At 29.3% G+C, this 21,928-nt stretch carries 22 protein-coding genes and 1 riboswitch; of the genes, 14 read left to right on the forward strand and 8 right to left on the reverse strand.

The genetic code is table 11. The features are described from left to right. Positions 1–124: 124 nt before the first annotated feature. From aroB to BQ5450_RS03960, 8 genes are read left to right on the forward strand one after another with little or no spacing between them, the layout of a single operon-like run. The gene (gene aroB, locus BQ5450_RS03925; protein WP_010248035.1) at positions 125–1,177 is read left to right on the forward strand and encodes a 3-dehydroquinate synthase; all 1,053 of its coding nucleotides are present in this window, start codon (positions 125–127) and stop codon (positions 1,175–1,177) included. After that, the gene (locus BQ5450_RS03930; protein WP_010248032.1) at positions 1,161–2,396 is read left to right on the forward strand and encodes a 3-phosphoshikimate 1-carboxyvinyltransferase; all 1,236 of its coding nucleotides are present in this window, start codon (positions 1,161–1,163) and stop codon (positions 2,394–2,396) included. The genes aroB and BQ5450_RS03930 overlap by 17 nt, the downstream gene beginning before the upstream one ends. After that, on the forward strand, positions 2,386–3,480 hold the full coding sequence (gene aroC / locus BQ5450_RS03935) for a chorismate synthase (RefSeq protein ID WP_071126038.1): 1,095 nt from the start codon (positions 2,386–2,388) through the stop codon (positions 3,478–3,480). The genes BQ5450_RS03930 and aroC overlap by 11 nt, the downstream gene beginning before the upstream one ends. Further along, the gene (locus BQ5450_RS03940; protein WP_083379710.1) at positions 3,468–4,979 is read left to right on the forward strand and encodes a shikimate kinase; all 1,512 of its coding nucleotides are present in this window, start codon (positions 3,468–3,470) and stop codon (positions 4,977–4,979) included. Before aroC ends, BQ5450_RS03940 begins: the two co-directional genes overlap by 13 nt. Next, positions 4,960–5,400 carry a type II 3-dehydroquinate dehydratase gene (locus tag BQ5450_RS03945; RefSeq protein ID WP_071126579.1) on the forward strand — a complete coding sequence of 147 codons (441 nt, stop codon included), beginning with the start codon at positions 4,960–4,962 and terminating at the stop codon, positions 5,398–5,400. The genes BQ5450_RS03940 and BQ5450_RS03945 overlap by 20 nt, the downstream gene beginning before the upstream one ends. Continuing rightward, the gene (gene pabB, locus BQ5450_RS03950) at positions 5,397–7,418 is read left to right on the forward strand and encodes an aminodeoxychorismate synthase component I (protein WP_083379712.1); all 2,022 of its coding nucleotides are present in this window, start codon (positions 5,397–5,399) and stop codon (positions 7,416–7,418) included. The genes BQ5450_RS03945 and pabB overlap by 4 nt, the downstream gene beginning before the upstream one ends. After that, positions 7,415–8,203 carry a 3-deoxy-7-phosphoheptulonate synthase gene (gene aroF / locus BQ5450_RS03955; RefSeq protein ID WP_071126040.1) on the forward strand — a complete coding sequence of 263 codons (789 nt, stop codon included), beginning with the start codon at positions 7,415–7,417 and terminating at the stop codon, positions 8,201–8,203. Before pabB ends, aroF begins: the two co-directional genes overlap by 4 nt. Next, positions 8,187–8,912 (forward strand): aminotransferase class IV, encoded by a 726-nt coding sequence (locus BQ5450_RS03960; RefSeq protein ID WP_071126041.1) that lies wholly within the window; start codon positions 8,187–8,189, stop codon positions 8,910–8,912. Before aroF ends, BQ5450_RS03960 begins: the two co-directional genes overlap by 17 nt. Positions 8,913–8,972: 60 nt before the next feature. Here BQ5450_RS03960 and BQ5450_RS03965 read toward each other — a convergent pair whose 3' ends face one another. The 7 genes from BQ5450_RS03965 to pyrB form a co-directional block, all read right to left on the reverse strand. Next, complete coding sequence (locus BQ5450_RS03965) at positions 8,973–9,929, reverse strand: bile acid:sodium symporter family protein (protein ID WP_071126581.1); 957 nt, start codon at positions 9,927–9,929, stop codon at positions 8,973–8,975. Position 9,930: 1 nt separating this feature from the next. Beyond that, on the reverse strand, positions 9,931–10,764 hold the full coding sequence (panC, locus tag BQ5450_RS03970) for a pantoate--beta-alanine ligase (RefSeq protein ID WP_071126042.1): 834 nt from the start codon (positions 10,762–10,764) through the stop codon (positions 9,931–9,933). 285 nt (positions 10,765–11,049) lie between these two features. Further along, positions 11,050–12,168 carry a hypothetical protein gene (locus BQ5450_RS03975; protein ID WP_071126043.1) on the reverse strand — a complete coding sequence of 373 codons (1,119 nt, stop codon included), beginning with the start codon at positions 12,166–12,168 and terminating at the stop codon, positions 11,050–11,052. Between the two features lie 84 nt (positions 12,169–12,252). Further along, positions 12,253–13,158 (reverse strand): dihydroorotate dehydrogenase, encoded by a 906-nt coding sequence (locus BQ5450_RS03980; RefSeq protein ID WP_083379714.1) that lies wholly within the window; start codon positions 13,156–13,158, stop codon positions 12,253–12,255. Next, a complete protein-coding gene (locus tag BQ5450_RS03985) occupies positions 13,148–13,849 on the reverse strand; it encodes a dihydroorotate dehydrogenase electron transfer subunit (protein ID WP_071126044.1) in 702 nt (233 codons plus the stop codon). Before BQ5450_RS03985 ends, BQ5450_RS03980 begins: the two co-directional genes overlap by 11 nt. Positions 13,850–13,851: 2 nt before the next feature. Next, positions 13,852–14,283, reverse strand: coding sequence for an aspartate carbamoyltransferase regulatory subunit (locus BQ5450_RS03990; protein ID WP_010248372.1), 432 nt, complete (start codon positions 14,281–14,283; stop codon positions 13,852–13,854). After that, positions 14,280–15,191 carry an aspartate carbamoyltransferase gene (gene pyrB, locus BQ5450_RS03995; RefSeq protein WP_071126045.1) on the reverse strand — a complete coding sequence of 304 codons (912 nt, stop codon included), beginning with the start codon at positions 15,189–15,191 and terminating at the stop codon, positions 14,280–14,282. The genes BQ5450_RS03990 and pyrB overlap by 4 nt, the downstream gene beginning before the upstream one ends. Before the next feature lie 111 nt (positions 15,192–15,302). On the opposite strand from pyrB, the gene BQ5450_RS04000 reads away from it, so the two are divergent. The 6 genes from BQ5450_RS04000 to BQ5450_RS04025 all read left to right on the forward strand — a co-directional run bounded on the left by BQ5450_RS04000 (position 15,303) and on the right by BQ5450_RS04025 (position 20,200). Beyond that, positions 15,303–15,842 carry a guanylate kinase gene (locus BQ5450_RS04000; protein ID WP_071126046.1) on the forward strand — a complete coding sequence of 180 codons (540 nt, stop codon included), beginning with the start codon at positions 15,303–15,305 and terminating at the stop codon, positions 15,840–15,842. A gap of 51 nt (positions 15,843–15,893) precedes the next feature. Beyond that, positions 15,894–16,005: riboswitch (FMN riboswitch) on the forward strand. 48 nt (positions 16,006–16,053) lie between these two features. Further along, on the forward strand, positions 16,054–17,169 hold the full coding sequence (gene ribD / locus BQ5450_RS04005; RefSeq protein WP_071126047.1) for a bifunctional diaminohydroxyphosphoribosylaminopyrimidine deaminase/5-amino-6-(5-phosphoribosylamino)uracil reductase RibD: 1,116 nt from the start codon (positions 16,054–16,056) through the stop codon (positions 17,167–17,169). Continuing rightward, a complete protein-coding gene (gene ribE / locus BQ5450_RS04010) occupies positions 17,162–17,806 on the forward strand; it encodes a riboflavin synthase (protein ID WP_199820669.1) in 645 nt (214 codons plus the stop codon). Before ribD ends, ribE begins: the two co-directional genes overlap by 8 nt. Before the next feature lie 12 nt (positions 17,807–17,818). Further along, positions 17,819–19,024 carry a bifunctional 3,4-dihydroxy-2-butanone-4-phosphate synthase/GTP cyclohydrolase II gene (locus BQ5450_RS04015; protein ID WP_071126048.1) on the forward strand — a complete coding sequence of 402 codons (1,206 nt, stop codon included), beginning with the start codon at positions 17,819–17,821 and terminating at the stop codon, positions 19,022–19,024. Between the two features lie 68 nt (positions 19,025–19,092). Then, the gene (gene ribH / locus BQ5450_RS04020; protein ID WP_071126049.1) at positions 19,093–19,560 is read left to right on the forward strand and encodes a 6,7-dimethyl-8-ribityllumazine synthase; all 468 of its coding nucleotides are present in this window, start codon (positions 19,093–19,095) and stop codon (positions 19,558–19,560) included. Then, complete coding sequence (locus BQ5450_RS04025; protein ID WP_071126050.1) at positions 19,553–20,200, forward strand: HAD family hydrolase; 648 nt, start codon at positions 19,553–19,555, stop codon at positions 20,198–20,200. Before ribH ends, BQ5450_RS04025 begins: the two co-directional genes overlap by 8 nt. A 134-nt stretch (positions 20,201–20,334) precedes the next feature. Here BQ5450_RS04025 and BQ5450_RS04030 read toward each other — a convergent pair whose 3' ends face one another. After that, the gene (locus BQ5450_RS04030; RefSeq protein WP_234346992.1) at positions 20,335–21,741 is read right to left on the reverse strand and encodes a radical SAM/SPASM domain-containing protein; all 1,407 of its coding nucleotides are present in this window, start codon (positions 21,739–21,741) and stop codon (positions 20,335–20,337) included. Positions 21,742–21,928 lie beyond the last annotated feature (187 nt).

Below are 21,928 nucleotides of genomic sequence, written 5' to 3' on the forward strand. Positions count from 1 at the left end.
TTTTCGGACTATTGCCCCAGCGATAGTCCTTTTATTTTTTAATAAATTTATAAATAAAATCTTACCTTTATTTATAGATTTATTTGTTTTATGATAGAATCAACTTGTGTTTAAGGAGATTTTTATGAAAATTGAAGTAAAAGAAAATAATTATACTATTGATATTGATTATAAAAGTGATTTAAAATTAAAAAACTATTTAAATAAAAATAGAGATGCTAAATATTTAGTTATAACAGATAAAACTGTTTTTGATATCTACAGTGAAAGAATAAATTATATAATGGAAGACCTAAATTTTTTTATTTATAAATTTTCTCCTGGCGAAAATTCTAAATCTATGGAAAACTTTATAAAGATAAATAAATTTTTGTCGGAAAATAATTTTAACAGAGGCGATATTATAATTGCTTTTGGTGGCGGTGTAGTTGGCGACATATCCGGTTTTGTTGCATCAACTTATCTTAGAGGAATAAATTTTATTTCCGTACCCACAACTCTTTTATCCATGATTGATTCTTCTGTTGGTGGCAAAAATGGAATTAATTTTTTAAATTTAAAAAATCAAATAGGAAGTTTTTATTTTCCACAGTATGTGCACATTGACTACAGCTTTCTAGAAACTTTAGATAATAAAAATATAAACAATGGACTCGCAGAAATCTTTAAATATTCTGTATTAAAAGATAGAGAACTATTTGACTACTTAAAAGATTGTGGTTCTCTGGATTATGAAAAAATTATTTATAGGTCATTAAATATAAAATTGGACTTTGTAAGAGATGACGAAAAGGACAAAGGTAAAAGACAAAGATTAAATTTAGGTCACACCATTGGTCATGGAATAGAATCACTTTCAAATTACAATTTAAATCATGGTGAAAGCATTGGAATAGGAACAATTTATATGGCAAGAGCAAGTTATAAAATGGGCCTTTCTGAAGACGATTTTTCAAAAGAGTTGATTTCCACTTTTAAAAAATATGGTCTTCCAACTCAATACGAGTTTAATACAGATGAAATTTTAAAAATTTTAAAACACGACAAGAAGATAAATAAAAACTTAATAAATATTATTCTTCCTATAAAAATCGGTGAAGTAACAAATAAAAAAATTAGCTTTGATGAACTTAGAGAAATAATTGAACTGGGAAAAGAAAATGAATCGAGTTATTGAAAATAAAAAATTAAGTGGAGAAATCCAAGCTATAACATCTAAATCCTATGCCCACAGAGCCCTCTTTTGTGCAGCACTTGCAGAAGGTGAATCTATAATTGAAATAGAAGATATTTCCAAAGATATTGAATCTTCTATAAATTCTATAAGGGCATTGGGTGTAGAAATAATTAAAAAAGACAATAAATTTCATATAAAACCTCCAAAATCTTTTAAGAAAAATGTGACAATAGACGTTTATGAAAGTGGAACTACTTTACGACTTCTACTCCCAATAATTGCAATTCTTGGAATAAGTGCAAAAATAATTAGACATGGTACTTTAATAAATAGAACTAACTCTGTTTATTTCAATTTATTTTCAAAACATGGTGTAAATATTTATGAAAAAAATGAGTGTATTTTCTTAGAAGGAAAACTATTAAATTATAATTTTGAACTCCCTGGAAATATTAGTTCACAATTTATCTCTGGTCTTTTAATTGCATCAGGCTATTCTTCTAAAGATTTTAATATTAGAATTACTACTGAAATAGAATCAAAACCCTACATCTGTATGACTATTGATGTGATGAAAAAATTTGGTGCAAATGTTATTGAAAAAAATAATTTATATATCTGTAAAAATAACTTTAAAGCAACAAATTATATTGTGGAAAGAGATTGGAGCAATGCACTATTTTTCTTGGTAACTGGCATAGAAGTAAAAGGCTTAAACAAAAATTCCAAACAGGGTGACAAAAATGCTTTAAAATTTTTAAAATCCTTGGGCTACGAAAATATTTCTATGGGAAATTTTAAACTTTCAAAAATAAAAGATGCAAAAGAAAGAATTATTTTGGATGCAAAGGATATGCCCGATGTAGTGCCCATTCTCTCTATAATATCTGCACTTTCCAACAAAAAAATAGAAGTAATAAATATAAAAAGATTAAAATTAAAGGAAAGTGACAGGATAAATAGTACAATTGAAATGCTAAATAATTTGGGAATAGCAGTTAATTTATTTGAAAATTCTTTTTCTTTTAATGGACTAGATAATTTTAAAAGCACTACAATCAATTCCTATAATGATCACAGGATTGCTATGGCTGCGAGTATTGCAGCAACTTTTGCAGATGGTCCTATTACAATTATAAATAGCCAATGCGTTGAAAAATCTTATAAAAACTTTTTTCATGATTTTGAATCTTTGGGAGGAATAACACATGTCATATAGTTTTGGAAACAATTTTAAAATTACATTATTTGGTCAGTCCCATTCAAAAGAAATTGGAATTGTCATTGATGGCGTAAAAACAGGTTATAAAATAAATTATGATTTAATAGAAAAAAATTTAGATAGAAGAAGACCTGGTAAAAATAAATTTTCAACTTCAAGAAAAGAATTAGATGAATTTAAAATTGTAAGCGGTGAAGTGGATGGCATAACTTGTGGTGCTCCTTTATCTATAATAATAAAAAATAAAGATCAAAAAAGTGAAGACTATGAAAATTTAAAAGATCATCCTCGCCCATCTCACGCAGATTATCCTGCCTATGTTAAATACAATGGCTACAATGACATTAGAGGTGGTGGACAATTTTCTGGTAGAATGACTGCTCCAATAGTAATTGCCGGTTCCATTGCAGAAGATTTACTTTTGAAAAGAAATATTAAAATCATATCTAAAATTAAAAGTATAGGACAAGTTAATGATGTTGATTTAAACTATGAAGATTTAAATAATGATGAATTCTATAATTTAAAAAACTCTTATTTCCCTGTCTTTGACAAATTTTCAAAAGAAGAAATGCAAAAAGAAATTTTAGATGCAAAGGAAAAAAGTGATTCCATTGGTGGAATTATTGAAACTGCTATTTTAAATATGCCTATTGGAATTGGAGAACCATTTTTTGATTCTATGGAGTCAGTTATATCTCATGCTATCTTTTCTGTGCCAGGAGTTAAGGGCATCGAATTTGGAAGTGGATTTGAAGCAGCAAAAATGTTTGGAAGTTACCACAATGATTCCTACTATTATGATAATGGAAAAGTTAAAACGAAAACAAATAACCATGGAGGTATTATTGGAGGTCTATCCACTTCGATGCCAATAATTTTTAGAACTGCAATAAAACCAACAAGCTCCATTGGAAAAGCTCAAGAAACTATTTCTATTAAAAATAAAAAAGTTGAAAATTTAAAAATAAATGGAAGACATGACCCATCAATTGTCCCAAGAGCAGTTGTGGCACTAGAAACGATGACTGCAATTGCAATTTTAGATCTAGTCATAGAAGGTGAGAAATGGAAAATTTAAAGGAATCAAGAAAAACTTTGGATGAAATTGATTCAAAAATAATTTTACTTTTAGAAGAGCGAATGAATGTTGCAAAAGACATTGGCATCTACAAATTAAATCACAATTTAAACACGACTGATAAAAACCGAGAAAAAGATATAATAGAAAATTTAGAAAGTAAAATTAATCCAGAATTTAAAAATATTGTAATGCCAATTTATAAAGAAATCTTTAGTGAAAGCAAAAAAATTATCTCAAAAGTTAAAGAGGAAAATTTTCATTATGGACTAATCGGCGAAAGCTTATCTCATAGCAAATCAAAAGAGATTCACGAGTCCTTTAGAAAATACAATTATAATTTAAAAAATATTGGAAAAAGTGAACTAAAAGATTTTTTTAAAAAAAGAAATTTCACAGGAATAAATGTTACAATCCCTTACAAGGAAACTTCCTTAAAATATTTAGATAAAATAGACCCCCTTGCAAAAGAAATTGGCGCAGTAAACACAATTATTAACAGAAATGGCAAATTAATTGGATACAACACAGATTATCTTGGATTTTCTTATAGCATTAAACACTTTGGCATAAGTCTTAAAAATAAAAAAGTTTTAATTTTAGGAAGTGGTGGTGCAAGCAAAATGGTCCAAAAATTTGTAGAAAATAATCTTGCGAAAAATGTCACTGTCATAAGCAGAAGTTCTAAGAATAATTATGAAAATTTAAATAAGTTTAAAGATTATAATGTAATAATAAATGCAACTCCTGTTGGAATGTATCCAGATAACTTAGAATGCAAATTGGATTTAAATATTTTTAAAAGTTTAGAGAGCGTAGTAGATTTAATTTACAATCCTCTAAACACAAAATTAATTTTGGATGCAAAAAAGCTCGGTCTAAAAACAATGTCTGGACTATTAATGTTAGTAGCTCAAGCCTTTTACGCAGCAGAAATTTTCCTAAATGAAAAATTAGATGAAAATTTAATAGAAGAAATGTATTCTAAAATAAAAAGAAATATGGAAAATATTATATTAATTGGCATGCCTTCAAGTGGCAAAACTACAATGGGAAGACTTCTTTCAAAAAAATTAAATAGAGAATTTTTTGACACAGATAATTTAATTGAAGAGGAAGAAAATTTATCTGTATCGGAAATATTTGAAAATAAAGGCGAAAAATACTTTAGAGATCTAGAAACAAAAATTTTAGAAGAAGTCAGCAAAAAAAATGGCATAGTAATTGCAACTGGGGGTGGAACTCCTATTAAAGAAGTAAATAGAGATATGATTTTGCAAAATTCCATAGTAATTTATTTGAATAGAAATATTGAAAAACTTGAAACCTTTGGCAGACCTCTATCTAAAAATTTAAAAACTCTAGAAAAAATGTATGACAAAAGAAATCCAATATACAGTGATCTCTCTGACATAAAAATAAATGTAATCGAAGACAAGGAAAAAACTTTGGAATTAATTTTGGAGGAATTTGAAAAATATGAAAATTTTAGTAATTGATGGCCCTAATATAAATATGTTGGGTATAAGAGAAGTCGACATCTATGGCAGTGAAAATTATGAAACCTTACTAAAATCCTTTGACGAAATTTCAGAAATTGAAAATATTGACATTGAACATTTTCAATCAAATCATGAAGGTGAAATAGTTGATGTTATTCAAAAAAGTTACAAAAAAATTGATGGCATAGTTATAAATCCTGCGGCTTACACTCACACAAGTGTGGCAATACTTGACGCACTAAAAACCGTTGACATTCCAACTGTTGAAGTGCACATATCAAAAGTATCTGAAAGAGAAGATTTTAGGCAAATAAATTTTATAAGAAATTTTGCTATAAAATCTTTTGAAGGTTGCGGAATTTTAGGATACAAAAAAGCAATAATATATCTAAAGAATTATTTAAAGGAGCAAAAATGAAATCACTTATAATAGATAATTACGATTCATACACTTATAATCTTTTTCAATTAATTGGAAAAGTCAGCGGGACAGAACCTATTGTAATTAAAAATGATGAAATGACTTATGACGAAATCTTAAATTTAGAATTTGACAATGTAATAATATCCCCTGGCCCTGGCAGTCCAGAAAAAGAAAAAGATTTTGGCGTGTGCAAAGAAATTATAGAAAATTTGGACAAACCAATTTTAGGTATTTGCTTAGGACATCAAGGAATTTATTATTACAATGGTGGCAAAATTTTAAAAGCAGAAATACCAATGCATGGAAGACAAAGTGAAGTAAATCACAACGAAAAAAATTTATTCAAGGGAATAAAAAATAATTTTAAGGTCACAAGATATCATTCACTAACTTGTGAAAACAAAGAACTTGAAAATATAAATATTGATGCAGTGACATCTGATGGCGTAGTAATGGGTATTTCTCACAAAAATAAACCAATTTACGGAGTGCAATTTCACCCTGAATCCATAGCAAGTGAATGTGGAGAAAAATTAATAGAAAATTTTATAAATATTTGTAAAGATTTTTATAATGAAGATGAACTTTACTATGAAATAATCGATAAAATTTTTGATACAAAAGAGATTTACGAAAAGCTTTATAATTACGACAAAAATACTCTTTGGCTCGACAGCAGCAAAGTTGAAGAAGGTCTATCAAGATTTTCTATTTTTGGAATTTGTGGTCCCAAAAGGGGTTACAATCTAAAATACAATGTTAATGATAAAGTTGTAGAAAAAATTAATGAAAACTCTAAAAAAACAGAAAAATATAATGAGGATATTTTCACATTTTTAAAAGAAAATAGAAAAAAATGGAATTATGACAAGTCACTTCCCTTCGACTTTCAACTTGGGTATATTGGCTACTTGGGTTATGAACTAAAAAATGATACAGAAAAAGTTAAAAATAAACACTCTTATAAATATCCAGATGCCTATTTTAAATACTGCGACAGGGCTTTAGTCTACGATCACAAAGATGGCAAACTCTATATCCTTTCTTATAAAGACGACAAGAAATGGTTAAGTGAAGTCAAAAATATTTTAAATAAAAAATTAGAAACAGAAAAAGATAATAAAATAAAAAAAGAATTTCCAAAATTAAAATTTGTAAAAGACAAAGAAACCTATCTAAACGACATAAAAAAAATTAAAGAACTTATTTGCGAAGGAGAAACCTATGAAGTTTGCCTTACTAATAGATTAGATATTTTAGACAATATTGATGGGAAAAAATATTATATGAATTTAAGAGAAAAAAGTCCTGGACAATACAGTGCCTTTCTTCCCTTAGATGAAATTAAAATTGCCTCATCTTCTATGGAAAGATTCTTAAAAGTAGATGAGAATAAAATTGTGACTACTAAACCAATTAAGGGTACAATTAAACGTGGGAATTCAAAAGAAGAAGATCAAAAATTAATAAATGAACTTAGAAATGAAGAAAAGACAAAATCTGAAAATCTTATGATAGTGGATCTCCTCCGAAATGATTTGGGTAAATTCTGTGAAATTGGATCTGTCAATGTCCCAAAATTAATGGACGTAGAAACCTACAAAACTCTTCACCAATTAGTTACAACAGTTTCTGGAAAAATAAAAGAAAATGTTGATGTAATTGATGTCCTAGAAAAAACTTTCCCAGGCGGTTCCATGACAGGTGCTCCCAAAAAAAGAACTCTCGAAATTATAGATGATTTGGAAAATGTCCCTCGCGGAGTTTATTCTGGTACAATTGGATATATTTCAAATAATTCTACAATGGATTTTAATATTGTCATAAGAACTGCTATAATTGAAAAAGATATGACTACAATTGGAGTTGGAGGTGCAATCATACTCCTATCTGATGCTGAAGATGAATTTGACGAAATTGTTTTAAAAGCTAAGGGGGCGCTATTGGCACTTCAGTCTTACTATAACAATTTTGACGAAATAGAAATTGAGGGAAGTCAAGAGGTAAAATGAAAAATAATTTAAGTAAAGGAAAAATTATAAAAGTTAGAGATTTAAATATTGGCGATGGGAGGCCTCTACTTATAGCTGGTCCTTGTTCCATAGAATCTCGCGATCATATAATAAAAGAAGCGAAATCACTAAAAAAAATGGGCGTAGATATTTTAAGAGGAGGTGCCTTTAAACCTAGAACAAGTCCCTACGACTTTCAAGGACTTGGCTTTAAAGGTGTAGAATACCTAAAAGAAGCATCAGAAAAGACAAGTCTTCCAATAGTTACAGAAGTTCTAAGCGAAGACCATGTTGATATGATGAAAGATTATGTAGATATTTTTCAAATAGGTTCTCGAAATATGTACAACTACTCTCTTTTAAAAAAAGTTGGAAAGACTAAAAAACCTGTTATATTAAAAAGAGGTTTTTCTGCAACTCTAAGAGAATGGGAAATGGCTGCAAAATATATTGAACTTGAGGGAAATGAAAATATAATTTTTTGTGAAAGAGGTATTAGAACTTTTGAAACAGAAACAAGAAATACTTTGGACCTTGCTGGAGCATATATATTAAAAGAAAAAACAAGTTATCCTGTGATTATTGACCCAAGCCATGGAACTGGTAAAAGAGAATTAATAGAGCCAATGGTTAAAGCAAGTCTTGCTCTTGATTTTGATGGAGTTATGATAGAAGTTCATCCAAACCCAGATGATTCAAAAAGTGATGCAGCTCAAACTATTGACTATGAAACTTACGAAAAAATTTCAAATTATGTGAGAGATTTTTATGAAAATAGAATTTGACGATGGATATTCTTTTGGAAAAGGTGCTTTCGAAACAATAAAAGTTGTAGATGGAAGACCTCTATTTTTAAAAGAACATATAGAAAGACTTGAAAAAAGTTTAAAATTTTTTGGAATAAATAGAAAAATAGAGTGCGATAAAATTTACGATTATCTATCTAAATCAGAGGAAAAAAATTTTGCACTTAAAATAATTGTTTCAGATGAAAATTTTATTTTGACATCAAGAGAAGACCATTACAAAAATAACTATAAAAAATTTAAACTTAAAATATCTGATGCAAAAAGAAATAGCACCTCTAAAATAATTTACCACAAAAGCCTTTGCTACTATGAAAATATATTAGAGCACAAATTGGCAAATGAAAGTGGCTACGACTCTTCTTTATTTTTTAATGAAAAAAATGAAGTTGCAGAAACTTCTTTTGCAAATATATTTTTCGTAAAAGAAAATAAAATCTATACTCCACCTATTTCTTCAGGCATTTTAAAGGGAACAATGAGAGATTTTTTGTTAGAAACCTATGAAATAAAAGAAAAAGCTATTAATTTTGGAGAACTATCAGACTTTGAAGAATGTTTTATATCAAACTCACTTATGGGAGTTAGAAATGTATCACTAATAAATTGTGAAAAAGAAAAAATAAAATTTAGTGGAGAAGACAACACAAAATTAATTCAAGATAATTTAAAAAAATTTGGATTTTAAAAGGCTGAAAAACTCCAGCCTCATATTTAACTTTCTAATAAATTTATTCAAATTATATAACTACGCATTGTATTCTATATTATTTTCTATTAACTCTCTCCTATTCGCCCTAATATGTGCAAAAATTGAGCCAATTAAATTTTGTATTACAGAAAAAATTGCACCAGGAAGAGCTGCCAATGGATTTAGTGCAAAATTTGTATTTGCCAAGACCACTGCAAGTCCTGAGTTTTGCGTGCCAACTTCTATAGAAAGAGTTGAACTTTTATCATAATCTAGCTTAAATAAATTTGCAACACCTAGCCCCAAAAGAATTCCACAAATATTGTGAATAATAACTACACCAAAAACTAAAAGACCTGATGTCAATATCTTCTCTGAATTTAATCCAACAATTGCAGCAATAATAAGAGCTATTGCAATAGATGAAATAAGAGGAAAAATATAATTGATCTTCTTTATCTCCTTTTTAAAAATAGTATTTGCTATAATTCCAAGGCCAACGGGAAGTACAATAACTTGAACTATTGACATAAACATTGAAAAGAAAGAAACTTCAACAATTGACCCTGCCATTAAATATACAATAAGTGGTGTGACAATAGGTGCAAGAATTGTAGATGCAATAGTCAAAAGAACTGAATAAGCCACATCTCCACCAGAAATATGACTTAAAACATTTGACGCAGTTCCCCCTGGGCAAGCACCAACTAATATCAAGCCTAAACTTATATCCTTTGGAAGTTTAAACAAAATAGACAAAAATAATGCTAAAAGAGGCATAAAAGTGTATTGACAAAGAGCACCCAAAAACATCAATTTTGGCTCCTTTAGTAAACTTTTAAAGTCTTCAACTTCAATGCTCGTTCCCATCCCAAACATTGCAACTGCCAAAAATAAAGAAGTATAATTTGTCATAAATTTAAAATTATTTGGAAATTTCAAAGCAAAAGCAGACAAAATTAAAATTATGATAATCAAATACTTTTCAATGTAATATGAAATTTTTCTAAGCATATTAAACTTCGTAGAAGAAATTATCAATAAGTCTTGTATTTCCAAAATGAACTGCTAAAGCCACAAGAACATCTCTATCAATAATTTCTACATCTTTTATCTCATCAGTATCAACAACTTGTATATATTCAATTTTTGCAAGCTGTTCCTTTTCTATCTCATCCCTAATAATTTTAACTAAATCATCAGACCTCATTCCTTTTTTTATGGAACTCCTTCCTTTTTCCAAAGCCCTATACAAAACAGGCGCTGCTTTTCTTTCCTCTTCTGAAAGATAAACATTTCTAGACGAAATAGCTAGTCCATCATCTTCTCTCTTAATAGGACAGGGAACAATATTAATACCAAAATTAAGATCCTTGACAGTCTTTTTAACAATTAAAAATTGTTGAGCATCTTTTTTACCAAAATAAGCATTAGTTGGTCTAAAAATATTAAATAATTTTGTCAACACAGTTAGAACTCCCCTAAAATGAATAGGTCTAGTCTTTCCACAAAGATTGTCCTTTAAATCCTCAATAGTTACATAAGTCTTGTGATTATCATAAAACTCATTGGCATCAGGCACAAACACAGCATCAACACCAGCATTTTCACAAAGTTTAAAATCACTTTCCTCATCTCTTGGATACTTTTCATAATCCTCATTTGGACCAAATTGAGTTGGATTGACAAAAATTGACACAACAACAATATTGTTATTCTTTCTCGCTTCTTCTATTAATGACCTGTGACCTGCGTGCAAAAATCCCATAGTTGGAACTAAGCCTACAGATTTTTGGTAATTTCCTTTGGTAAATTCCATAGCGTCATCAACATTTCTTAAAATTTTCATTCTTCTCTCCTTATAAATTATTTTAGAGAAATATTTAATAATAAATATTCAAGTACGGTTTAAAAATAATACCGTCTTCTCGAATGATTATAACACTTTTTAAAAAATTATAAAGTGGAAAAAATCTTTCATAATTATATTGTTTAAAAATATGATAATAAATAGGAATTAAGGACTGGATTAACTTTTTAGGAATTTGTCTATTTCTATATTCTTAATTTTTAATAGTCCTCTATAATAAAAAAACCTCGGCAATAAGCCGAGATTTAAATAAATTTTAAAAATTTATCTACTCTTTAATCTTTCTATTTCCTTATTTAGACTATCTATTTTATTTGACATTTTTATTATTTCATCATTTAAATCTCTCACATCGCCCTTATTTGATGGTTCTATAAAATTCATATAATCCATGTTTAATTTAAATAATTCTTCTCGAAGTTTTTTTGTTTCTTCTTCTGCCTTTTTGTAAGCTTCTTTAAATTTGTCTATGTCAAATAATTTTTTGTACTGTTCTTTTGTTTTTTCTTCAAAGAACAAGTAAACTTCTTCTGGATTTTTCTTTTGAGATAATTCTTCTAAATCTTTTTGATATTTTTCAAATGTAAACTCAGATATTTTGACCATTTCTTCATAAATCTCTTTGTAATAACTAATATAAACTTCATAATATTTAATTGATTTTTCTATAAAGCTTTTTTGATATTCAAATATCTTTGAAGTGCTTGCAAGGTAAGGATTATCTCCAAATAGCTTTTTATATTCTTCTAACTTCTTAAACATATCTTGTGAAAATTTTTCCATACTTTTTAAGTAATCTACTTTACCAAAGAAGCTATCTGTCATAAAAAACATATTTCCATGATTTGGATTCATGATATTAAAGTTGTCGAAAAGTTTTTCGTTAAAATTCATTATATCTTTTGCTTTACTTCTCATTGATTCTGGCATAAATATGTTAATATAATTTTCTTGCTGTTTTTTGTAACTATTGAATAAATCATACATAGCACCACTATAATCTTCTAGAAATTTTCCATTTGCACTTAACATTGGGAAATAATTTTTAAAATTATTCATAAATTCATTGCAAATTTTTCCTGGTTCTTTTAAATTATCTGCAAAAAATTTTTGAAAGTCCATAAAATTTTCAAAGTAAGGGTTCATTTCAAAAAAGTTAGTAAAATTTTTTGTGTAATCAATTGAAAATGGATTGTAATTACTCATCATATTCATATAATTTTTTGGTATTTCAGAAACATTATCAATCATCGCTTCGTTAATTCTAGCCATTTCTCTAAAATAATCTTCTAATGTTATTTTTTCCTTTTTATTCTCTTCTCCATTAAAAGACTTAAATAAATTCATCTGTGCATCGTATATATCCTTGTAAAGATTAAACATAATGACCCCTCCTTTTATCTAATAAATTAATACCACAAAAAAGACCTTCCTAAACTAGGAAAGCCCTTAATTATTTTACTTTAATTAAATTAATTTTTTAATGTAATCATTTATATTTTTATTCTTTTCTTCTAAATAGTTTTCAAGATCTCTAATTATTTCATATCCTGCATTTGGATTCATAAAATTATAAGTTCCAACTTCTACTGCACTTGCTCCTGCCATTAAAAATTCTAATACGTCTTTATAATTCGTTATGCCACCCATACCTATAATTGGAATTTCTACATTTTTTGCAACTTGGTGAAGTATCCTAAGTGCTATTGGTTTTACTGCTGCTCCCGAAAGTCCTGCATAAGTATTTTTGAATACTATTTCTTCTCTTTCAAAGTCAATTGCCATTCCAAGAATTGTATTTATTAGTGAAAGTCCATCTGCTCCTTCTGTTTCTACTGCCTTTGCTATTCCCACAATATCGCCTGCATTTGGAGAAAGTTTTACAAAAACTTTTTTATTTGTTACTTTCATAACTTCTCTTACAACTTTTGCGGCAGAATCTTTTTCCATTCCGAATGCCATGCCACCTTCTTTTACATTAGGACAAGATATATTAAGTTCAATTGCAGAAAATTCATAGTCATTTAAAATCTTTGCAGACTCTACGTATTCTTCAATTGTATTGCCACCAAGATTTACAAAAATTTCTGTGCCAAGATTATTCATAGAATTTATTTTTTCTTTTACAAATTCTTCCACTCCTGGATTTTCAAGTCCAATTGAGTTTAAAATCCCTGAAGGTGTTTCCCAAACTCTTATGCCTTCATTCCCCTTTCTGGGAAATCTAGTTATCCCCTTTGAAGCAATTCCTCCAAGAATCTTGGGATCGTAAAAATTCTTAAATTCTTCGCCATATCCATAGGTGCCGCTTGCCATTATTATTGGATTTTTTAATTTTATTCCCGATAAATTTATTTCTGTTCTAGAAGTCAATTAAATCACTCCCCTTAAAAATTGGTCCTTCTTTGCATGATCTTCTTCTTCCATTTTTTGTATCAACGCTACATGAAAGGCAAGCACCAACTCCGCAACCCATTCTCTTTTCAAGAGATACATAGGTTTTACAATCGTAAACTTTCCCCAGTTTCACAACTTTTTTCATCATTATTTCTGGCCCACAAACATAAATTAATGGATGATTTTCAAAATCTATTATATCTGTTATAAATCCTCCTTTTTTTATTTTTATATCGCAATTTACATCTAAAAATGAATTTTCCAGTTCAAGTTCTTCTCTTTCTCCAATATATAGTGTTATTTTTGAATCTGGTTTTAATCTTTTAATTTCTTTTATTAAGTAGTGAAAAGGTGCAACCCCAACTCCACCGCCAACTAGTGCAACTTCATCTACATTTGCGTAAAAGGAATTTCCTAATGGTCCAAATAATTTTATATCGTCACCTTTTTCTAATTTTTCAAGAATTTCTGTGCCTTCTCCTTTTCTTTCAATTAAAAAATCTACACCATCAGTTTTGTCGTAAACTGAAATTGGTCTTGAAAGTGTTGGATAATTTTCCCAAGCTCTTAGCATAAAAAATTGTCCTGGATAAACTTTTACGTCTAAATCTGTTCGCAAAATAAAATAATCTTTGCAAACATCTATATTTTCAATAATCTTTGCCATTTTCACTCTCCATAAGTTGTAACTGTGTCACAATACTCACATTTATATTCTTTCTTATCCCTATTATAGAGATGAAATTTGTGTCCTGCAATTTCTCTCTCGCTATTTGTAATACATCTAGGATTTTTGCAAGTGAGAACTCCTTCCACAACTTCTGGCATTTCCATCCTAATTTTTTTAACTCGCTCGCCATTTTCTATAAAGTTGACTGTGGTGTGAGGTGCGATAAGTCCTAAAACTGTAAAATCTAAATTATAATCTGTTTCTATTTTTATTAAATCTTTTTTCCCCATAGAAGTAGAGAAAATATTTTGCATAAGTACAACTGCATCTGTAACTTCTTCTAATTTTAATGCTCTGTAAAGCACATTTGCACGACCACTTTCAATGTGATCTAGTACAATTCCTTTTTTTATTTTTGAAACATTTATCATTTTGATACCCCCAAAAGTTTCATTATAAGTGCCATCCGCCCATACATTCCAAATTTTGTCTGTTCAAAATAAACTGCTCGTGGGTCTTTATCTACTTCTTTAGAAATTTCATTTACTCTTGGAAGTGGATGCAAGATTATCATATCGTCTTTTGCAAATTTTAATTTTTCTTCTGTCAAAATATAATAATCTTTAAGTCTTTCGTACTCATCTGATGAAACAAACCTCTCCTGTTGAACTCTTGACATATAAAGTATATCTAGACTATCTATTACGCTCATGAGATCTCTAGTTTCAGAATAATTATTTTCATCTATAAAACTCTTAAACTGTTCTGGCATTTTTAATTCATCAGGAGAAATAAATACAAACTTTACATTTTCATATCGATTTAAAGCTCTTACAAGAGAGTGAATTGTCCTTCCAAACTTCAAATCTCCGCAGAGTCCCATTGTTAAATTGTCAAAACTTTTTTTATAATGTCTTATTGTTATTAAATCGGCAAGTGTCTGAGTTGGATGTTGGTGTCCTCCATCTCCTGCATTTATTATGGGCATAGTTGTTACAACTTTTGACGCCAAAAGTGCTGCTCCTTCCTTTGGATGACGCATTGCACAAATATCTGCATAATTTTCTATTACACGAATTGTATCGACTAAAGTTTCTCCCTTTGTAGATGAACTAACTCCCGCATCAGAAAATCCAATTACTCTTCCTCCTAGTCTTAGCATTGCAGTTTCAAAAGAAAGTCTTGTCCTCGTTGATGGCTCAAAAAAAAGACTGGCCAACAACTTATTTTCGCAAACATGAGAATAACTTACAGGGTTTGCAATAATGTCATCAACCAGACTAAAAATTTCTTCGTATTCTTCTATTGTAAAATCTAATGGCTCTATTAAATGCTTCATCATGACCTCCACCTAATTTTTTATCTAATTAATCTTACTTCAAAATTTAAAATTTGTAAAGTATCTCAATTTTTATGTTATACTTGTAATAATGATTTTTAAGGAGCAATTATGATTTATTTAATACTTGGTCACTCTGGTTCTGGAAAAAGCACAATTAGGGATATTTTAACAAGTCATGGTCTTAAAAAAATTGTAACTTATACCACAAGAGAACCCAGGCCAAATGAAATAGATGGCGTTGATTATAATTTTATTAGTTTAGAAAATTTTCAAAAATTTGAAAATAAAAATTTATTTATAGGAACTACTTGTTATGCTGGAAATTTTTACTCTACATTAAAAAAAGATTTAGAAGAAAACAACAATAAAAATAAAAACTGCATAATTATTGTAGATAAAGAAGGTGTAATTGAAATAAAAAAATATTTTCCAAATGCAATTTCTATTTATTTAAAATGTTCCAAAGAAATTTTAATTGCCAGAATGAAAAAAAGAAGGGACAGCAAAAAAGAAATTGAAAAAAGAATTTCTGTTATGGAAGATTTAGATGATTATGCCGATTACATTGTCGATGGTTCTAAGAATATAGACTTGGTCTTGGAAGATTTTCTTAAAATTATTAAAAACTTCCATAAAAATTTTGATTGACAAATACTTGACAAATGTTTTCTTAGTGATATTATAAATTTATAAGTTAATAAAACTCTTCAGGGCGGGGTGCAATTCCCCACCGGCGGTAAAGTCCGCGAGCGAAAGCTGAATTGGTGCAATTCCAATACCGACAGTATAGTCTGGATGAAAGAAGATAATTTTTAAATTTTTGGAGCCCTGCATGGGCTCTTTTTTTATAGGTGATTAAATGTATATTGAAAATTTTAACGACAGCTTTTACATGGAACGTGCCATTGAGCTTGCAAAAAAAGGAATTGGAAAGACAAAGACAAATCCATTAGTTGGCTGTGTAATTGTAAAAGATGAAAAAATAATAGGAGAAGGGGCTCATTTAAAGTTTGGTGAAAATCATGCAGAGATAAATGCAATTGAAGATGCTAAAAATAGAGGAGAAGACGTAAGCGGTGCAACTCTTTATGTAAATCTTGAACCTTGCTCTCACTTTGGAAAAACACCACCCTGTGCAAATAGAATTGTCGAAGAAGGCATAAAAAGAGTTGTAATTGGAACTGCTGATCCTTTTGAAAAAGTTTCTGGAAATGGAATAAAAATTCTAGAAGATGCTGGCATAGAAATTACAGAAAATGTTTGCAGCGAAGAATGTTTAATTTTAAATGAGAGATTTTTTACTTATGTGAAAAATAAAAGACCCTTTGTAGTTTTAAAAGCTGGAATGTCTATTGATGGAAAAATTGCAACAGAAAGCGGAGAATCTAAGTGGATAACATCAGAATTTTCAAGGTCATACTCACATGAACTTCGTGGAAAGTTAGATGCAATAATGGTTGGCATTGGAACAGTTCTATCAGACAATCCAACTTTAAATGTTCGCCATGGCAAATATAAAAATAATCCTATAAGAATTGTCACAGATTCAAAACTTAGAATACCTATCGAGTCAAATCTTTTTCGAGATGATTTAGATTCAATTTCTATAATTGCAACTACAGAAAATTGCGATAAAGAAAAATTAAAAGTATTAAGTGCAAAGAAAAATGTAGAAGTTTTAATTTGCAAGGAAAAAAATGGTAGAGTCGACTTAATAGATTTAATGGATAAATTAAAAGAATATAATATTTCTTCGATTTTACTTGAAGGTGGCAGAACTCTCAATGCAGAGATGTTAAAAAATAATTTAGTAGATAAATTTTATTTCTTTATAGCTCCAATCTTACTTGGCTCTCAAGGTATCCCTGTTATTGGCGATTTAGAAATTGACAAATTAAAAAACTCAATAAAAATTAAAGATATGAAATGTGAAAAATTATTTGATGACATATTAGTTACTGGAAGGTGTGATTGAAATTTTTACAGGAATAATTGAAGAAGTTGGAAAACTTTCTGAAATAAAAAAAGATAGAGATCTTTACACATTAAAAGTTTCTTGCAAAAAAGTTTTAGAAAATATAAAAAAAGGCGACTCTATTGCCACAAATGGAGTTTGTTTAACTGTAACAGAACTTGGAGATGATTTCTACAAAGCAGAAGTCATGGTAGAAACTATAAATTCTACAAATTTTAAAAATTTAAAACCACTTGATAATTTAAACCTAGAAAGAGCACTTAGTCCAAATAAAAGGCTTGATGGTCACATTGTGCAAGGTCACATTGATGGAATTGGAGAAATTATAAATATTCTAAATAGTGGAAATGAAATTGTCTATAAAATAAAGTTTGAAAGTGACAATTTTAAATACATTGTCCAAAAGGGATCTATTGCCCTTGATGGAATAAGCCTCACAGTTTCAAAAGTTTATGAAAATTATTTTGAAGTTTCAATAATTCCAACAACAATTTCTGAAACAAATTTAAAGTATAAAAAAATAGGTGACAAGATAAATATTGAAACTGATATTATTGGCAGATATATTTATAGTTTTGTAAATAAAAAAAATAAGAGCAAAATTACAAGAGAATTTTTAATAGAAAATGGATTTTAATAAGGAGAGAATATGAAAGTTAACACAATAGAAGAAGTTGTAGAATCCCTAAAAAAAGGCGAAATAGTAATTGTAACTGATGAACCTGATAGAGAAAATGAAGGCGACATGATTCAAGCTGCAGAATTTGCAACTGGAAAAAGTTTAAATACTATGGCATCTCTTGCAAAGGGTTTAATATGTATGCCTATGTCAAAAGAATACGCAGAAAAATTAAAATTAAATCAAATGGTGGCAGAAAATACAGATAATCACGAAACTGCCTTTACTGTTTCTGTGGATCATGTGGAAACAACAACAGGAATATCTGCCTGGGAAAGGGCACTGACTGCAAAAAAATTAACTGAAGATGATGCCAAACCAGAAGATTTTAGAAGACCTGGCCATATGTTCCCCCTTGTTGCAAAAAAAGATGGAATTTTTGTTAGACACGGTCACACTGAAGCAACTGTTGATCTCTTAAAAATTGCAGGACTTAAAGAAGTTGGACTTTGCTGTGAAATTATGCAAGATGATGGTCACATGATGCGTGGTGAAGACTTATTTGCTCTTGCCAAAAAACTTGATATGAAAATAACTACTACTGAAGAACTTTTGCTTTACAGAAAAAGACATGAAAAAATTGTAAAAAAAGTTGCAGAGGCAAATCTCCCCACAAAATTTGGGGGTTTTAGAGCTCACGCTTACATTGACAAAGTCACTGGAGAACATCACATTGCCCTTGTCAAAGGCGAAATTGGCGATGGAATGAATGTGCTTACAAGGGTTCACTCTGAATGTTTGACTGGCGACTGTTTTGGCTCTTCAAGATGCGACTGTGGCAATCAACTCCACCTTGCAATGAAACAAATTGATGAAGAAGGTCGAGGAATCCTACTTTATATGCGTCAAGAAGGTCGTGGCATTGGTCTTGTTAATAAAATTAGAGCTTACGCACTTCAAGATGAAGGAATGGACACAGTGGAAGCAAACCTAGCCCTTGGTTTCCCAGAAGATGCAAGAGATTACGCAACTGGTGCACAAATCTTGCAAGACCTCGGCGTAAAGGAACTTAGACTTCTAACTAATAATCCTGACAAAGTCTATTCCCTTCAAGAATTTGGAATGATTATAAAAGAAAGAGTCCCAATTGAAATTCACTCAACTAAGCACGATGAATTTTATTTGAGAACAAAGGCAGAGAAGATGAATCACATTTTATCTGAATTTAGTAAATAAAAAATAATTTTAGTATAAAAATTTTAAGGTTAATGATAGTAATTTAAAAAATAAAAATTGGAGGAAATATGAAAATTTACAGTGCAAATTTAAAATCAGAAGGAAAAAAATATGCAATAGTATTGGCAAGATTTAACGAATTTATAGTTTCAAAACTATTAGATGGTTGTATAGATGGACTAAAAAGACATGGAGTAAATGACGATGAAATTGAGGTTATCTGGGTCCCTGGAAGTTTTGAAATTCCACTTACTGCAAAATCCCTTGCTCTTACAGAAAAATATGACGCTGTAATTGCTCTTGGTGCAGTCATAAGAGGGGCAACAACTCATTACGAACTTGTTTCTGCTGAAGTTGCAAAGGGAATTGCAGCATCTTCTCTCGAAACTGGAGTTCCTATTATATTTGGAGTTATAACTACAGAAAACATTGAACAAGCAATTGAAAGAGCAGGCTCAAAATCTGGCAACAAGGGATTTGACGCAGCCACAACTGCAATTGAAATGGCAAATTTGTTAGGAGAAATTCGTGGATAATATAAAAAGCATAATCTTTGACTTTGACGGCACTCTTCACAACACAATAAAAATTTATTATCCAGCTTTTTCATCTGGCGTAAAAACATTGCAAGCTAAAGGTTTTGCAAATAACTTTGAATTAAACGAAGAAAATGTATCCAAATTTTTGGGAGAAAAACCAAATTATGCCTACGATTTAATAGCAAAGGATGCTGATGAAAATTTAAAAAAAGAAGTAATGCAACAAGTTGGCAAAAATATGGAAAAAAATATGCAAGAAGGTCTAGGCGAATTATATAAAGGTACAACGAAAGTTTTGGAAACTCTTTATAATAATTATGACCTGTATATTTTATCAAATTGTCGTAAAAGGTATCTTGATGTAGCACTAGATGTTTACAATATAAAAAAATATTTTAAAAAATGCTTTGTAGCAGAGAGTTTTGACTACATTCCCAAAAAAGAAATCTTAAAAAAAGTTAGACCAAATATAAAAGAAGAAATTATATTTGTCGGCGACAGATATCACGACATAAATGCCGCCAAAGAAAACAATATAAAAAGCATCTTTGCAACTTACGGTTTTGGACCTATTAGGGAAGGCAAAGACGCCAACTATAAAATAGATTCCATTGAAGAAATTCTAAAAATTTTATAATCTTAAAAATTATAAAATCAGTTGACACTTAGAATTTATAAATTTAATTTAAATTAAAGTAAAAGTTTAAAATCCCAAATATAAAAGGAGGACGCATCAAATTTAATGCATCCTCCTAAAATTTTAGTTATTTTTTAGTTATTTTTATTTTTTGCTTCTTGGCTCTTCTTCCACAATTCATTTGCCTTTTTATTCCAATCTTTTGCATATGGAGTAGTCTTTTCTTGCAATTCTTCAGCACTTTCTGGTGCAATCATGTCAGTGTTCTTTGCTCCTGAATCATTTACTATCTTAGTAAGTCTGCCAGGATTTTCAAGCATTGGGCATGGTTTTAATAAATTTTTATTAAAAGGTTGGTTTTCGTGAAATCCCATGAAAAGTGGACTTTGTAAACATTCCTTTATAGTTTTTTCTCTAATATTGGAATCGGAATAGTGAATAAATACACATGGTTCCATGTCACCCATTGAATTTATATGGAAATAATTCTTTCCACCAGCTATACAACCATTTATAAACTCGCCATCATTTTGGAAGTCAATTGTGTAAATATTTTGTGGGTATTCTCCTGATCTAATTTTTCTTACTTTGTGATATACATGTTCTCTTTGTTCAGGATTTAAAAGTAAACTTACATCCGCATCTTTTCCAACTGGCATGTAGTGGAAGTACCATGCAATTTTACATCCATGATCTACAAGAAGTTTAATAAACTCATCATCAGTTACATATTCATAATTCTTACTTGTATAACAAATTGAAGCACCATATAGAAGTTTATGTTCTTTCATAAGAGACATTGCATTCATAACTTTTTGGAAAACTCCATCACCTCTTCTAAGGTCAGTAGATTCTTCTGTACCTTCAATACTTAGTGCAAAAGAAATATTTCCAGCCTTTCTAACTTCTTCACAAAATTCTGCATCAATTAGAGTTCCATTGGTAAAAACGTGAAATGCACTGTCGTTAAATTCATTTGCAAGTCTTAATATATCGTCTTTTCTAACAAGAGGTTCTCCACCAGTTAAAATAAAGAAATATGCTCCAAGTTCATTTCCTTGTCTTACGATACTTGCCATCTCATCATAAGTCAAATTGTTTTTATATCCATATTCAGCTGCCCAACATCCTGTACATTTTAAGTTACAAGCAGATGTAGGATCAAATAAAATTGTCCAAGGAATATTACAATTATATTCTTTTTGTAATTTATTTCTAAGTGTATTTCCCTTATAAGCTGCATTATATCCAATATTTTTAATTGAAGTTTTTACGATATTTTCGTCAATTCCTTCTACAATATCAGTCCCAAAGGAAACCCATTTAGAATTAGGATCAGCAAGCTCATCTCTTATTCTTTCCAAACCCTTTCTGGCACTGTTATAATCCTTTGAATTTGAAACCAAATATTTGTCAAAAACATTAACTATTTCAAGCATTCCCTTTTGTGGATCTTTCTTAATACGTTTGTACGCCAGGTTGACAGCCATCGAAAACAAAACATCATTTCTTTCTTTATCTTTAAGTAAAGTATTCATCATTAAACCCCCTTGAATTAAAATGTATTAATTATAAAACTAACACAAAATTAACTTTATCAAAACTCTTTAAAACTTCATAAAATTCATAACTTAAAAATTAATTTAAAGTATACTGCAAACTGTATATATGCAAAAAAATTATAAATTCTTAAATTTAAAGATTAAAATTATTTCTTAATAAACAAAT

This window comes from Peptoniphilus lacydonensis, from assembly GCF_900106515.1.
GTDB classification, from domain to species: domain Bacteria; phylum Bacillota; class Clostridia; order Tissierellales; family Peptoniphilaceae; genus Peptoniphilus_A; species Peptoniphilus_A lacydonensis.

Excerpts from the sequence above, each read along its gene's own strand:
- BQ5450_RS03985 (WP_071126044.1), bottom strand. The coding sequence starts at position 13,849 with ATGGCAAAGATTATTGAAAATATAGATGTTTGCAAAGATTATTTTATT.
- ribD (WP_071126047.1), top strand. The coding sequence starts at position 16,054 with ATGTATATTGAAAATTTTAACGACAGCTTTTACATGGAACGTGCCATT.
- BQ5450_RS03945 (WP_071126579.1), top strand. The coding sequence starts at position 4,960 with ATGAAAATTTTAGTAATTGATGGCCCTAATATAAATATGTTGGGTATA.
- pyrB (WP_071126045.1), bottom strand. The coding sequence starts at position 15,191 with ATGAAGCATTTAATAGAGCCATTAGATTTTACAATAGAAGAATACGAA.
- BQ5450_RS04030 (WP_234346992.1), bottom strand. The coding sequence starts at position 21,741 with ATGATGAATACTTTACTTAAAGATAAAGAAAGAAATGATGTTTTGTTT.
- pabB (WP_083379712.1), top strand. The coding sequence starts at position 5,397 with ATGAAATCACTTATAATAGATAATTACGATTCATACACTTATAATCTT.
- BQ5450_RS03960 (WP_071126041.1), top strand. The coding sequence starts at position 8,187 with ATGAAAATAGAATTTGACGATGGATATTCTTTTGGAAAAGGTGCTTTC.
- aroC (WP_071126038.1), top strand. The coding sequence starts at position 2,386 with ATGTCATATAGTTTTGGAAACAATTTTAAAATTACATTATTTGGTCAG.
- BQ5450_RS03975 (WP_071126043.1), bottom strand. The coding sequence starts at position 12,168 with ATGTTTAATCTTTACAAGGATATATACGATGCACAGATGAATTTATTT.
- BQ5450_RS03940 (WP_083379710.1), top strand. The coding sequence starts at position 3,468 with ATGGAAAATTTAAAGGAATCAAGAAAAACTTTGGATGAAATTGATTCA.
- ribH (WP_071126049.1), top strand. The coding sequence starts at position 19,093 with ATGAAAATTTACAGTGCAAATTTAAAATCAGAAGGAAAAAAATATGCA.
- BQ5450_RS04015 (WP_071126048.1), top strand. The coding sequence starts at position 17,819 with ATGAAAGTTAACACAATAGAAGAAGTTGTAGAATCCCTAAAAAAAGGC.
- aroF (WP_071126040.1), top strand. The coding sequence starts at position 7,415 with ATGAAAAATAATTTAAGTAAAGGAAAAATTATAAAAGTTAGAGATTTA.
- BQ5450_RS04000 (WP_071126046.1), top strand. The coding sequence starts at position 15,303 with ATGATTTATTTAATACTTGGTCACTCTGGTTCTGGAAAAAGCACAATT.
- BQ5450_RS03930 (WP_010248032.1), top strand. The coding sequence starts at position 1,161 with ATGAATCGAGTTATTGAAAATAAAAAATTAAGTGGAGAAATCCAAGCT.
- BQ5450_RS03990 (WP_010248372.1), bottom strand. The coding sequence starts at position 14,283 with ATGATAAATGTTTCAAAAATAAAAAAAGGAATTGTACTAGATCACATT.
- aroB (WP_010248035.1), top strand. The coding sequence starts at position 125 with ATGAAAATTGAAGTAAAAGAAAATAATTATACTATTGATATTGATTAT.
- panC (WP_071126042.1), bottom strand. The coding sequence starts at position 10,764 with ATGAAAATTTTAAGAAATGTTGATGACGCTATGGAATTTACCAAAGGA.
- BQ5450_RS03965 (WP_071126581.1), bottom strand. The coding sequence starts at position 9,929 with ATGCTTAGAAAAATTTCATATTACATTGAAAAGTATTTGATTATCATA.